Below are 13,703 nucleotides of genomic sequence, written 5' to 3' on the forward strand. Positions count from 1 at the left end.
AATCTGTAATAGAAAAAGAATCTGCCTTATTCCTTGATAAAAGGGAATAAAATATATTTCAGCCTTAAGCAGGGACTGATATATACTCGTGGAAAGGGCAGATTCTTGTTATTTAGTTATTGAACTAAACCTTATTCTACTTAATGGTATAGTATTTCGTTGGACGACCAACAGTCCCATACTGTAATTCAATTGAGACAGTCCCCTTAGTAGCCAAGAAATCCAAATATTTACGCACGGTTACTCTGGCCATTCCGACATTTTGAGCTAGCTGCTCTGAGGTAATAGCTGCTCGGTGTGTCATTAGATAATCAAGAATCTGTTGCATTGTTATTGTGTTTAGTCCCTTGGGAAGCTCCATTGTTTCATGCTGTATTCCAAGCCATTTGTCGATGTCCTCTTGATTAAATGCCTGTGAACTTTGTAACTTTTTTGTAGAGCTTTTATATTGCTGCAATGCTTTTTCAAAGCGTTCAAAACGAAATGGCTTAATGAGATAGTCGATGGCTCCCAGTCGGAGGGCCTCCTGTACTGTAGGTGCATCTCTTGCAGCAGTAATCATAATAATATCCGAGGGGACACGCTCTGCACGAAGCTTTAAGAATAATTCCATGCCTGTCATATCTGGTAAAAACATATCTAGTAAAATTAGATTTGGTTTCTTTCTTATAATTTTGTCATAGGCATCACGTCCATTGACTGATTCACCCACGAGCTGAAAACCATTCAATTTATTTAAAAAACCTTTATTTACTTCAAGTACCATTGGATCGTCTTCTACGATAAACACTGAAAGATTACTCATTGTTCTTCAGTCACCCCTACTTCTATTGTAATGATTGTTCCAACATTCACGGTTGATTCTACTTGAATAATTCCATTGTTTGATTCCACAATCTGTTTCACAAGGGCAAGTCCAATACCATGACCATCCTTTTGCTTTGTACTAAAGCCATAATCGAAAATACGATTTGGCAGACCAGTAATTCCCTTACCACTATCCTGTACTTCAATGAATAAATGATGTTTATGACCAATCAAGGTAATATGAACATCTTTATGAGCGCATTCAAAGCATGCCTCCATCGCATTGTCCAATAAGTTACCTATAATAGTCACCATGTCTCCACTGGAAAAACCACTCATAAAATCAATGAGCTTTGAATCCTCATCAATTGTCAGCTCCACACCAAGTTCTTTCGCCCGTGAGAATTTACCAAGTAATAATCCTTGAATGGAATAGTCATGAATTTTATCATGCAAGCTTTGGATTATTTCTTCCTCATCTGTTATTTCATCAATAATCAAGCTTAAGGCATCGTCATCCCGTTCCAATTGTATTAATCCTGCAATACTATGTAAGCGATTCATATATTCGTGTTGCTGGGCACGTAATGAATCCACGAGTATTTTTATGCCCGTTAATTCTTCAGCTAACATATTCGCTTCTTTTCGGTCGGTCAGCATAATAAGGTAGCCAGCATTTTGTTCCATGATACGAATAGGAAAGGTGCGTACTAAGTACATTTGCTCAAACATCAATAGAGGTCTATATACTTCATGCTGTTGCAGTGTATCCTCTGCTAGCCAGGTGCCTTTAAACAAAGCCTTTCTAGAAATTTTATGTCCGAAGAAATGTGTATATTGCCTTGCTAAACGATTAATAAAGGTCACATTACCGCTTTCATCAGTTGCTAAAATGCCGATGTCCATCGCTTGAATAATACCAGAGCGTTCTTCTACTAAACGGGCTATTTCGTATGGCTCTAAATTAAAGGTTTGCCGTTTTAAATGATTGGCAACCCAAACGGACCCGCCTAAGCCGATTATTAATCCCCAAAAAAGAGACATGAGGATATCAAATTGATATTCATCTACAAGGTTATACCATTTTGGTGCAAGTAATCCGACTGTAATAACACCAACTTGCTTTGTACCTTCTTCATTCATAATAGGTACAAATGCTCTTATAGAATAACCTAGAACACCTCGTGCCTTCGATATATACTCATGCTGAGAAAAGGCCTCTATTTCGTCTCCACCCTCAAAGACTGTACCTAGCTTACTTTCTGAGGGGTGTGAGTAACGAATGCGATTCATATCAATAATCACAATATAATCTACATCAGTTGTTAAGCGAATGCGCTCTGCAATTGGTTGAATAATTTCAAAACCAGCAGGCTTGCCCACATTATTTTGAACATCTGTAAGCTGTGATACAGTTCTTGCAATAGCGATAGCTCGTGCACCAAACTCTTTTTCGAAAGCACCGCCAAGATTATGAATCATGATGGCTCCGCTTGTGGCAATCGAAAAAATAACAATTATGAACGAAAAAATGAACATTTTGAGTCGTAAAGAAATATTTTTCATAAGAATGTGAAAGGAATAGGAATACTCCTTTAATGAATTCTCCACCTCTTTAAATAAGATAATTGTAAGACAAAGAATCTTAGATTAACGATCAATCCTTGAAAAAAATGATAAGAGTACACATGAGAACCAAACTAGGAATTTCATTCTATTATAAATTAACATAAATAAAAAGTTTGTTGTAATACAATATTAGTTGGAAAGTACTGTTTTCATTTGTGTACTATAACAAATTTACGGATATATTTAAACACAATGGTTTCTTATAGCTTTTATAGCATCATTTGGCTAGGAAAGAGCGAAGAACATCATCTGTTTTCTAAAGAAAAACATATATTTGAATAATAAAAATGTTTAAGAAAAGATTATTCAAAATGGAATATGCAAAACATGTATTACATTTATTTGGATATTAAACCTGTAAAAGGTGAAAGTGATATGTAGTTTTCTTTTTTTCTTTCACTTTGTGTAGATAAAAATTGTTTATTTTAGTTTTAAAATTCTCTTTCATTCTTAATATTTCTCTATGATAAAAATTTAATAATGTTGTTATTTGGTTGAAGTGTAGTCATTATTTGAATCAAAAATAGGCTAATATACATCATGGGAATGTGAAAGTATGCACAATTAAAATTATCTTTAAATAATTTTCGGGTTTGTAGATAATAGATTAGAAAAATATTATTATCTAAAATATGTTGTAGTTTTTCTTGAATAAACACAGTTTCACTTAGAGACTGTAGGATTTTTGGTAGAGATATAGTAAGCTAGAAAATAAAATACTTTTTGGAGAAATAATATTTTTTAGAAAAACATCTTGCATTTGAATAATTCTAAGTGGTAAATTGTTTTACATGGACGTTCATAGAATTTTCACAGGTAGCAAAAGAGGGGAGAAATGAGAATTTATGAATAAAAATAGATGGTTAATTGCATTATCTGCAATCGCTATTCACCTTTCAATCGGTGGGGCTTATGCATACAGTGTATACAAGCTACCGATTGTCACAGAGATGGGATGGAGTGAAACAAAGGTAACGGTTGCCTTTACAATTATGATGGGGCTTGCTGGTTTTTCAGCCGCATTATTTGGTAGCTTAGTAGAAAAATTAGGACCACGTAAATCTGCGATGGTAGCAGCTGTTCTATTTGGGGCAGGACAAGCTGGTGCTGGTGTAGCAATTTCAATGGATTCTGTAACATTGTATTGGTTAACATATGGCGTGCTTAGTGGATTAGGTATGGGAATTGGCTATATTGCACCTGTATCAACATTAGTAAAATGGTTCCCAGACCGTCGTGGCTTGGCTACAGGTATGGCTGTACTTGGATTTGGATCTGGAGCACTAATTACAGCGCCAGTAGCAGCTAACTTAATGGAGGCTGTAGGAATTTCTACAACATACTTTATTTTAGGGGCAAGTTATTTCACGTTAATGATTTTAGGGGCTTCATATATTGCACCTCCTGCACCTGGTTATATGCCAGCAAACATGAAGGCTGCTGCAAATAATGGCAAAGAGGTAGTGAAAAAAGATTTAGCAATTATGTCAGCACGTGAAGCTGTCAAAACAAAGCATTTCTGGATGCTATGGTCAATGCATTTAGTAAACGTAACAGCAGGGATTATGATGATTTCTGTCGCATCTCCAATGGCCCAGGAAATTGTGGGATTATCAGTTGCGGGTGCTGCGGCAATGGTAGGTATTATGGGGTTATTTAACGGTGGTGGTCGTTTAATTTGGGCGGCTGTGTCTGACTATATTGGTCGTTCGAACGTCTTTGTTATTTTCTTTACTGCACAGTTAATTACATTTATTGTGTTACCACATACGACGAACGTGATCCTTTTCCAAGCACTTATATTTTTAGTTGTTAGTTGCTATGGTGGTGGCTTCTCGAACTTACCTGCATTTGCAAGTGATTTATTTGGTACAAAGCAACTAGGCGTTATTCATGGTTATTTATTAACGACTTGGTCATTAGGCGGTATTTTTGGTCCGTTATTAGTAAGCACAATTAAAAATGCTTATGGAAGTTACATTCCAGTATTCTATGTATTTGCTGGGTTAATCGCAGCATCATTAATTATTTCGTTAACACTACGTGCAGATGTACGTAAACGAACAGCTTTAAAAGCAGCAGCACAAAATGTTGGAGACGTCTCCGCTACACAATAAACGTTACTTTCAATTCGCACTTGAAGGTACTAGATCTTGGCCATATAAGTGTCATTTCGCACATGACGCTTGTATGGTCTTTTTTTGTAGCGGTTGTTATATAACACTAGATTAATCTCTGTTTAATGTATAACAGCGGTTGTCTGATGTCAATAACATTATGGGAAATAAAGTGATTTCGCTACCAAAAGAGCAATTTTGTAACGAAAAGCAAATAGCTACTGTAAAAGTCAGGAGCAACGTCTGTGCTATTGTTGAAATTTTGAATCTTTTCTTCAGCTAAAGCGTATATAAGGTAATAAGGAGGAGATGAAAATGGGGAAATTTTCTTTACATGAGTTCATCAATAAAACGCAGCAGGATGATAATGAAAATGATTATTTTGAGTTAGAAACGGAGCGTGTACTGGAGATCAACTTAAACGGAGAGGTTTGGTCGAAAATGGGCGCGATGATTTCTTACATAGGCGACATTAAGTTTGAGCGAGAGCGAGTGCTGGAGCACGGATTAGGAAAAATGTTTAAAAAGGCATTAACAGGAGAAGGTACACAGCTAATGAAGGCAAAAGGTACAGGGCGGCTTTATTTAGCTGATCAAGGAAAAAAGGTTACGATCTTTGATTTGAAAAATGAAAGTATTTGCGTCAATGGCAATGATTTGCTTGCGTTTGAGCCAAGTATTGATTGGGATATTCATTTAATGCGTAAAATGGCTGGTATCATGTCAGGCGGATTGTTTAATGTAACTCTAAAAGGAACAGGGAAGGTAGCCATTACCACTCATTTTGAACCTTTAACGCTGTTAGTACGTCCAGGTGAGACTGTATATACTGATCCTCATGCCACAGTAGCATGGTCAGGTAATTTAGCACCTGAGTTTAAAACAGATATCAGCTTCCGTACATTTATCGGCCGAGGCAGCGGCGAATCCATTCAAATGGCATTTTCAGGTGAAGGCTTTGTCATTATCCAGCCATTTGAGGAAGTTTATATGTCTAGCGAAAGCTAAAAAAACGTGTCCTATTTCCAGGACACGTTTTTCAATGATAAGAAGTGCCTTAATCATGTGATAAATGATTAAAGTCCTGCATTCATTCCAGCGATACGTCCAGTAACAAGCGCAGATGTAATATTATAGCCTCCTGTATAGCCATGAATATCTAGGATTTCTCCGCAGAAGAATAAACCATTCTTTTTCTTAGAGGCCATTGTCTTGGGCTCTATTTCCTTAATAGAAATACCCCCGCCAGTGACAAATGCCTTTTCAAGTGATTGTGTACCACTTACAGTCATTGTAAAATTGACAAGCAAACGAGCTAAATGACGGATTTTTTCCTGTGCTATTTCAGTGCCTGTCATCTGCACATCTATGCCAGCACGTTCACACAAAAACAGTAGCCATCGTTCAGGGGCTATCCCTTTCCACACATTTTTAACTGCCCTTTTTGAATCCACTTTCCATAGCTTATTTAAGTATTGCAGACATGTTTCTTCATTATAATGCACAAGCGTGTGAATACGGATTGTCACTGGTTCATAACCTGTTTTCATTAATTCTTTTACGATAAATTGACTACAGCGTAAAATAGCAGGACCACTTAATCCGAAATGAGTAAAGAGCATGTCCATTTGATGGGTTACGAGCACTTTGCCTTTTTTATTTAAAACAGAAACAGCAACTTCTCGTAAAGCCAATCCCTGAAGCTCACGATTTTGTATAAAGTCCTCCTTCGAGAGCACAGGAACCTCGGTAGGGAATAGCGTTGTAATTGTATGACCCGCTCTCTCTGCCCATGGATAACCATCACCAGTTGAGCCTGTCTGCGGAACAGCTTTCCCACCTACAGCGACTATTACAGCCTCACTACGGACTTCTAATCCGTCTTCAAGGCGAACACCAAGAATTTTTTCATCATCCATTAATAGCTTACTGACAGGGGTATTTAACCGAACTTCTACATGCAAACGCTGTAATTGACGAATTAATGCGTCAACAACATCTTGCGCTCGATTAGACACAGGAAACATACGCCCGTGATCCTCCTCTTTTAGAGCAACGCCTAGCCCTTCGAAAAAGGAAATAATATCCTCATTATTATAAACTGTAAATGGGCTATATAAAAACCGCCCATTACCCGGTATATGTTTAACAATTTCTTCTATAGGTAAACGATTTGTCACATTACAGCGACCCCCGCCAGAAATAGCAAGCTTTTTACCAAGCTTATTCCCTTTTTCTACTAGTAATACTTTCTTTTTTCGTTCTCCAGCAGCGATTGCAGCCATTAAGCCTGAGGGACCTCCACCAATAACAATTACATCATACATATATAGAAACTCACTTTCTGTTCAAATTAGGAATCCTTCCTATTATACATGAAGTCTATATATAGGGGCTTCTTTCGCATTGAAAATAATACGAAAGTGTTTTATAATTCCTTATCTCATCTAAACAGATGGAAAGTTGGTTTTTTGATAGATAGAAGAATCGGTGTACGATTATTCATGTAAAATAGGCTACCCGATGAAAGTTTTTCTTTATCTGTATTGTCAGCATGAAATGAACGTCTATTCGTGCTATTATGGAAAAGGTTATGCACTAAATTATGAGGTGAAAAATAGAATGTGCGGATTTATAGGCTATATTAATGGAACAAATGTAATTGATCATCATCAAACGATTGAAAATATGATGAATACAATTATTCACCGTGGACCAGATAGCGGTGGTATTCATAGTGACGATAAAGTAACGTTAGGATTCCGACGATTAAGTATTATTGACTTGTCAGATGTGGCAAACCAACCATTGTACAGTGCAGATGGTAACATTGTTCTTGTATTTAATGGAGAAATCTTCAACTTCCAAGAGCTGCGTGAAGATTTAATTGCAAAGGGACATACATTTAAAACACAATCTGATAGTGAAGTTATTATTTATGGTTATGTGGAGTATGGTGTAGAGTTTGTTAAGCAATTACGAGGTATGTTTGCATTCTGTATTTGGGATAAAAAGAATGATTTACAATTCATTGCTCGTGATGGCTTTGGTATTAAGCCATTGTATTACTCAGAAAATACAACAGATAGTACCTTTATTTTCGGTTCAGAAATTAAGTCCTTCTTACCCCATCCATCCTTTATAAAAGAATTAAACAAAAATGCTCTTCGTCCATATTTAACTTTCCAATATTCATCAATGGATGAAACCTTCTTTAAAGGTGTTTTTAAACTACCACCAGCGCATTATATGTTAATTCAAAGTGGGAAAAAGAAAATTGTGCAATACTGGGATAAAAAATTCCATGCGAAAGAGGCACCAATTGAAAAATATGTAGAGGACATTCGTTCTACAGTAAGAGAATCAGTTGAGGCACATCAAATCAGTGATGTAAAGGTTGGTTCATTCCTATCAGGGGGAATTGATTCAAGTTATATTACGGCATTACTGTGTCCAGATAAATCCTTCTCTGTTGGTTTTTCTGACTATGAAGATATGTTTAATGAAACAAACCTAGCAAAAGATTTATCAGATACATTAAACATTCAAAATGAGCGTAAATATATAACAGCTGATGAATGCTTTGAGGCATTACCAAAAATTCAATGGCATATGGACGAGCCGCAATCTAATCCATCTTCTGTACCGTTATACTTCCTTTCAGAGCTTGCTTCAAAGGACGTAACAGTCGTCCTTTCAGGTGAAGGCGCGGATGAAATTTTTGGCGGCTACTCATGGTATCAAAACTCAGGGAAAATGCAACAATACGAAAAAATTCCTTTTGGTATTCGTAAAGCATTCCGAGGTATTGCAGAAGCATTACCTAAAAATCAATACACAAGCTTCCTTGTAAAAGGCGGTCAAACTGTGGAAGAACGTTTTATAGGTGAAGCGGTTGTCTGGGATGAAGAAGATGCATTAAATGTATTAAAGCCAGACTATAAAAATGGTCCATCTGTTAAGTCCATTACAAAACGTATATATGATGAAGTACCTGGCGATGATGACGTAACAAAAATGCAGTATTTAGATTTAAATCTATGGATGCCAGGCGATATTTTATTGAAAGCAGATAAAATGAGCATGGCGCATTCAATTGAATTACGTGTACCATTTTTAGATAAAGAAGTAATGGAATTAGCCAAGGACATTCCATCACGATATCGTGTCAACGACATTGATACGAAATATGTACTTCGTCAAGCAGCTCATCAGGAATTACCAGAAGAATGGGCAAAACGTCCAAAGCTGGGCTTCCCAGTGCCAATCCGTCATTGGCTGCGTGAAGAGAAATACTACAACATGGTAAAAGAGATGTTTACAACTGATTTTGCCAATAAATTCTTTGATACAAAGCAATTAGTAGGCTATCTCGATGAGCATTATGAGGGTAAGGCAAATCGAGGACGTTATATTTGGACTGCCTATGTATTCTTAGTATGGTACAAACAATTTTTTGTGGACATGTAATAGCTTTTGAGTCGGTGGAGGTTTTTTAATCTCCACCGATTATTTTGAGCATTTTATTCTTAGTGGGTAGAAACTTACTGTCTTTTTGATGGAATCGTCTATAGATAGAACTTTTTGATGGAATAATGCGTCTGTTTACCTATAAATATGTTAAGATTACAATTGGTTTACTTATATTGTGCTTATAATTTATATTTGACAGCGTTTGCATGCTGCTAAAGAAGTGGAAATTGCTTGAGATTGAGTAACCTGCTCAGGTAACCAGTAAATCTGCTCAGTTGACTGGCAAAACTGCTCAGGTACCAAGTAAATCCGCTCAGTAGACAGTCAGAACTGCTCGGGTACCAAGTAAAACTGCTCAGTAGACAGGCAGAACTGCTCGGGTACCAAGTAAAACTGCTCAGTAGACAGTCAGAACTGCTCGGGTATCCAGTAAACTGCTCAGTCTACAGTCAGAACTGCTCGGGTATCCAGTAAACTCTCTCAGTGGACTAGTAGAACTGCTCGAATACCAAGTAATATCACTCAGTAAGCAGCTAACTCGCTTAGATACCAATAAATCTGATTATAGTGAATATTTTCCAAATGTTATTCTGTGTGTTACGATGAAATTATTGATTTTACGATGAATGGATGGGTACAATGTCCAATTTAATGAAAGGTACTGCGATATTAACAATGGGGATGTTTTTATCGAAAGTACTCGGATTAATTTATATTTTTCCGTTTTATGCAATTGTGGGTGAGGAAAATATTGCACTCTATCAATATGCATACATTCCCTATTCGATTATGCTGGCAGTAGCCATCTCGGGAGCGCCAATTGCTGTATCTAAGTTTGTTTCTAAATATAATGCCATTGGTGATTATCAATCAGGTCGCAAGCTTATGAAATCAGGCATACTGATTATGATGATAACTGGTCTGGCCGCATTTACTGCCCTTTTTATATTAGCTACACCAATAGCGGGTCTTGTCATTAAAAGTGATGAGCAGGCATTTACAGTCGAGCAAATTGCTTCCGTTATTCGTTGGGTTAGCTTTGCTTTAATTGTTGTACCATTTATGAGTCTTTGGCGTGGATTTTTCCAAGGTTATGACAAAATGGAGCCTACAGCAGTTTCACAATTGGTTGAACAAATTGTTCGTATTGTTGTGTTATTAGGTGGATCATTTCTAGTAGTAGTTGTCTTTAATGGCAAACCACAAACAGCCGTTTCCTTTGCAGTATTCGCTGCCTTTATCGGGGCTATTGGCGGATTGATGGTGCTCTATTATTATTGGAAAAAATATCAACCTGAATTTAACTTATTGCGCAGTCAGAGTGTTACATCTACCCAACTGCCAATGTCCAATATTTATAAAGAAGTTATTACGTATTCCATTCCAATGGTATTCGTAGGTATTGCCAATCCATTATTCCAACTAGTGGATATGTTAACGTTTAACGGTGCAATGACATCCATAGGCTTAGCAGAGGTAACCGATAAGTATTTATCAATGATAAACTTTACAACACATAAGGTTGTGATTATTCCGGTTATGCTAGCAACAGGTTTTTCGATGGCGTTAGTACCGACGATTACTAAGTATTTTACACAGGGTGAATATTTATCACTGCGACATGCAATGGATAAGACCTATCAAATATTAATTTTTATTACATTACCTGCTGTAGTAGGTATTTCGTTGTTAGCGAATGAAATATACTTTATGCTCTATTCTGAAAGTGAAATGGGGGCTACTATTTTAGCTCACTATGCGCCTGTTGCTATTTTATTTGCATTGTTCCAAGTAACAGCAGCTTTATTACAGGGAATTGACTTCCAAAAATGGATTGTCTTTAGCTTATTATCGGGTATTTTTGTCAAGCTAGCGATTAACATTCCTTTAATTCGATGGATTGAGGCTGATGGAGCCATTCTTGCCACAGCAATTGGCTATGGTGTTTCAATTATTATTAATATGTTAGTACTAAGAACAGCACTAAATTACAAATCAGAGATGGTTCTTCGCCGTGTCATGCTCATCTCTATTTTGACTCTAGCAATGGTAATAAGTGTATTGATCGTGCATAAGCTGTTAGGCTTAGTGATGGGGCCAGTAGATGGAAAATTCTCTGCATTTGTTTACTCAGTTATCTGTGCTGGCGTAGGCGTTGGGGTATACGGTTATTTATCTTTACGTCTAGGCTTAGCTCAGAAACTACTCGGTGAACGACTAACAAAAATTACGAACAAACTTGGAATTAAATAGGAGGATTTATGCGTTTAGATAAATTGCTATCAAATATGGGGTATGGGTCACGCAAGGAAGTGAAGCAGCTTCTTAAGCAAAAGGCAGTAACTGTAGATGGTGCATATGTAAAGGATGCAGCATTACATGTAGACCCTGAAAAACAAGATGTTTCCGTTTTTGATGAACGTGTTGTTTATACAGAATTTGTATACTTTATGATGAATAAACCTCCTGGCGTTATTTCTGCAACAGAGGATGTACAAGATGACACGGTCATTGATTTGTTAGAGCCCTTACATCAACATTTTAAGCCTTTTCCAGTTGGGCGTTTAGATAAAGATACAGAAGGATTACTGCTACTAACGAATGATGGTCAGCTAGCGCATAATTTATTATCACCCAAAAAACATGTGCCTAAAGTTTACTATGCACAAATAGCAGGACTCGTGACAGAGGAAGACTGCAAAAAATTTGCACAGGGTGTAGAGTTGGACGACGGTTATATGACTAAACCAGGGGAGCTCAATATCTTAAAATCTGATCTTCAATCGGAAATCGAGCTAACCATTCAAGAAGGTAAGTTTCATCAGGTGAAGCGTATGTTTGAGTCAGTTGGTAAACGTGTTACCTATTTAAAACGTTTATCAATGGGAAGTCTAAAGCTTGATGACAATTTAGCTTTGGGAGAATATAGAGAATTAACTACAAAAGAACTAGATGACTTACAAAATAGGGATTAATAAGTACCTTGATGCTAACACAAATTAGTATCGAGGTATTTTTATATACATTCATAAACCAGTCACTGTATAATATAATGTAACCTTTAATAAGTTTATTATTTAGTCTTTAGAACTAATTTCAAAAAACTTCAGAAAAATGATTGTGGGAAAATAATAGAGGATACGTGCATGAAAAACCTTAGAATTAAATTATTAATCTCTTTAATTGCCTTTGCCCTAATATTGGTTGCAGTGATTTCTTATGTAAACAGGCAAATACTAGTGGCAGATATCGAACAACAAGAATTCATGAATAGGGCGTTAATTGAAAATCATATTTTGACTGATATGCAAACTGTAGATAATGCGCATTTTTATTTTGATCAAAATCTCTCAGATAAGATGGAGCAAGTACTCCGAAAGCTAGTTACATATTATGAAGAAAATCCAAAAGTGGCAACATGGGATTTACAAAAAATAAAAAACGAGAATGGCATGGATGTATACATAATTGATCAATCCAATACGGTTATTTATACAACTTTTGAAAAAGATAAAGGATTAAACTTTTCCTTATGCTGTAAACGATTTTCTACTCTACTAGATGAGCGTCGAACGAGTGGAGAATACTATAATGATGGTATAGATATCTCGACGACTACTGGAGGATATCGGAAGTTTGGTTATTTAGCGACACCTGATAAGAAATATTTATTAGAGCTAGGCATTGATTTATTAAATGATCCTGTCTTTCAAACCTTTAATTTTGGGAAGACCTCGAACTATTTAGTTGATAAATATACGGATTTAATAGAAGTGCAAACAATAAATGCGGGTGGCGTTTTCTTTGACGATTCAAAACCCGCTAAAATTACGGTGAAGGATCAAACAGCAATATTTCAAGAACATTTTGAGCTAGCTAAAAAGTCGATGAAGCCAACAAAATTTCAAAAGAAATATTCAAATGGCTATATTGAAAAGTATCGTTTTTTACCATATGAAGCCGAAACAATTCGTGGTGAATCTACGAAAAGGATAATATATGTAAAGTATGGGAATTATACAGAATTAGAGGCACTATCTAAAAATACGAAGCAGTTTTGGCTATTGCTTTGTATTGCGTTAGGAACTTCATTTATTATGCTTATAGTCATTAACAAAATCCTTTCTAAAACTATCCATCTTGCAACATATGATCCGCTAACAAATGTCTTTAATCGAGCTACTTATATTAGAAAAATGGACAATCTTTTAAGGAAACGAAAGGAGAATCAACCAGGCCTATTGTTGATAGATTTGGATAATTTCAAGCTAGTGAACGATCAGTTTGGACATGGCGCTGGCGATAAAATCCTGATCGATACTGCAAGAATTTTAAAACAGGAGGTGGGAAATAATGGCATTGTTGTGAGGTTTGGCGGAGATGAATTTGCAATTGTTTTGTATGACACAAAGACAGAAAATATGCGTCAGTTAGCCAATTCGATATTGGACAAGTTCCGTCATTATAAGCATGTAGACAATGCCAATATCGATCAATGGTCTGTCCTCTCAGTCAGTATGGGGGGAGCCATTTGTTATCATCCAGATGAGTCAGAAAGAAGCTTGTTTGAGCGTGCGGACAAGGCGTTATATCAGTCAAAAAATGCTGGTAAAGATCAATACACGAGCTTTGAAGAAGCTGAAGAGAGCTACGCTAAAGTTTAATAGTATAAAAAAT

The 13,703-nt window shown here is 36.5% G+C and carries 9 protein-coding genes; 6 read left to right on the top strand and 3 right to left on the bottom strand.

Annotation, left to right across the window (positions count from 1 at the left end; genetic code table 11):
* Positions 1 to 136 precede the first annotated feature (136 nt).
* Complete coding sequence (locus tag ACQKIM_RS10295; protein ID WP_427542951.1) at positions 137 to 805, bottom strand: response regulator; 669 nt, start codon at positions 803 to 805, stop codon at positions 137 to 139.
* Positions 802 to 2,289: an ATP-binding protein gene (locus tag ACQKIM_RS10300; protein WP_427542954.1), complete on the bottom strand. Its 1,488-nt coding sequence runs from the start codon at positions 2,287 to 2,289 to the stop codon at positions 802 to 804. Before ACQKIM_RS10300 ends, ACQKIM_RS10295 begins: the two co-directional genes overlap by 4 nt.
* A gap of 992 nt (positions 2,290 to 3,281) precedes the next feature.
* Here ACQKIM_RS10300 and ACQKIM_RS10305 point away from each other — a divergent pair.
* Positions 3,282 to 4,553: an L-lactate MFS transporter gene (locus ACQKIM_RS10305; protein WP_427542957.1), complete on the top strand. Its 1,272-nt coding sequence runs from the start codon at positions 3,282 to 3,284 to the stop codon at positions 4,551 to 4,553.
* Between the two features lie 315 nt (positions 4,554 to 4,868).
* Complete coding sequence (locus ACQKIM_RS10310; RefSeq protein WP_427542960.1) at positions 4,869 to 5,561, top strand: AIM24 family protein; 693 nt, start codon at positions 4,869 to 4,871, stop codon at positions 5,559 to 5,561.
* 68 nt (positions 5,562 to 5,629) lie between these two features.
* On the opposite strand, the gene ACQKIM_RS10315 is transcribed toward ACQKIM_RS10310, so the two are convergent.
* A complete protein-coding gene (locus ACQKIM_RS10315; protein ID WP_427542962.1) occupies positions 5,630 to 6,880 on the bottom strand; it encodes an NAD(P)/FAD-dependent oxidoreductase in 1,251 nt (416 codons plus the stop codon).
* Between the two features lie 295 nt (positions 6,881 to 7,175).
* Here ACQKIM_RS10315 and asnB point away from each other — a divergent pair, with 295 nt between their 5' ends.
* The 4 genes from asnB to ACQKIM_RS10335 all read left to right on the top strand — a co-directional run bounded on the left by asnB (position 7,176) and on the right by ACQKIM_RS10335 (position 13,690).
* Positions 7,176 to 9,023 carry an asparagine synthase (glutamine-hydrolyzing) gene (gene asnB, locus ACQKIM_RS10320; protein ID WP_427542965.1) on the top strand — a complete coding sequence of 616 codons (1,848 nt, stop codon included), beginning with the start codon at positions 7,176 to 7,178 and terminating at the stop codon, positions 9,021 to 9,023.
* 642 nt (positions 9,024 to 9,665) lie between these two features.
* Entirely contained in the window at positions 9,666 to 11,279 is a 1,614-nt protein-coding gene (locus ACQKIM_RS10325; protein ID WP_427542968.1) for a putative polysaccharide biosynthesis protein, read from the top strand.
* Positions 11,280 to 11,287: 8 nt separating this feature from the next.
* Positions 11,288 to 12,001: a pseudouridine synthase gene (locus ACQKIM_RS10330; RefSeq protein ID WP_427542971.1), complete on the top strand. Its 714-nt coding sequence runs from the start codon at positions 11,288 to 11,290 to the stop codon at positions 11,999 to 12,001.
* Between the two features lie 171 nt (positions 12,002 to 12,172).
* Positions 12,173 to 13,690 carry a GGDEF domain-containing protein gene (locus tag ACQKIM_RS10335; protein ID WP_427542974.1) on the top strand — a complete coding sequence of 506 codons (1,518 nt, stop codon included), beginning with the start codon at positions 12,173 to 12,175 and terminating at the stop codon, positions 13,688 to 13,690.
* The last annotated feature ends 13 nt before the right edge of the window (positions 13,691 to 13,703 follow it).

The sequence above is a fragment of the Lysinibacillus sp. NPDC047702 genome (genome assembly GCF_050272555.1).
Classification (GTDB): Bacteria; Bacillota; Bacilli; order Bacillales_A; family Planococcaceae; genus Lysinibacillus.

Coding starts and splice junctions, on each gene's coding strand:
- ACQKIM_RS10295 (WP_427542951.1), bottom strand. CDS start 805: ATGAGTAATCTTTCAGTGTTTATCGTAGAAGACGATCCAATGGTACTT.
- ACQKIM_RS10315 (WP_427542962.1), bottom strand. CDS start 6,880: ATGTATGATGTAATTGTTATTGGTGGAGGTCCCTCAGGCTTAATGGCT.
- ACQKIM_RS10300 (WP_427542954.1), bottom strand. CDS start 2,289: ATGATTCATAATCTTGGCGGTGCTTTCGAAAAAGAGTTTGGTGCACGA.
- ACQKIM_RS10310 (WP_427542960.1), top strand. CDS start 4,869: ATGGGGAAATTTTCTTTACATGAGTTCATCAATAAAACGCAGCAGGAT.
- ACQKIM_RS10305 (WP_427542957.1), top strand. CDS start 3,282: ATGAATAAAAATAGATGGTTAATTGCATTATCTGCAATCGCTATTCAC.
- asnB (WP_427542965.1), top strand. CDS start 7,176: ATGTGCGGATTTATAGGCTATATTAATGGAACAAATGTAATTGATCAT.
- ACQKIM_RS10335 (WP_427542974.1), top strand. CDS start 12,173: ATGAAAAACCTTAGAATTAAATTATTAATCTCTTTAATTGCCTTTGCC.
- ACQKIM_RS10330 (WP_427542971.1), top strand. CDS start 11,288: ATGCGTTTAGATAAATTGCTATCAAATATGGGGTATGGGTCACGCAAG.
- ACQKIM_RS10325 (WP_427542968.1), top strand. CDS start 9,666: ATGTCCAATTTAATGAAAGGTACTGCGATATTAACAATGGGGATGTTT.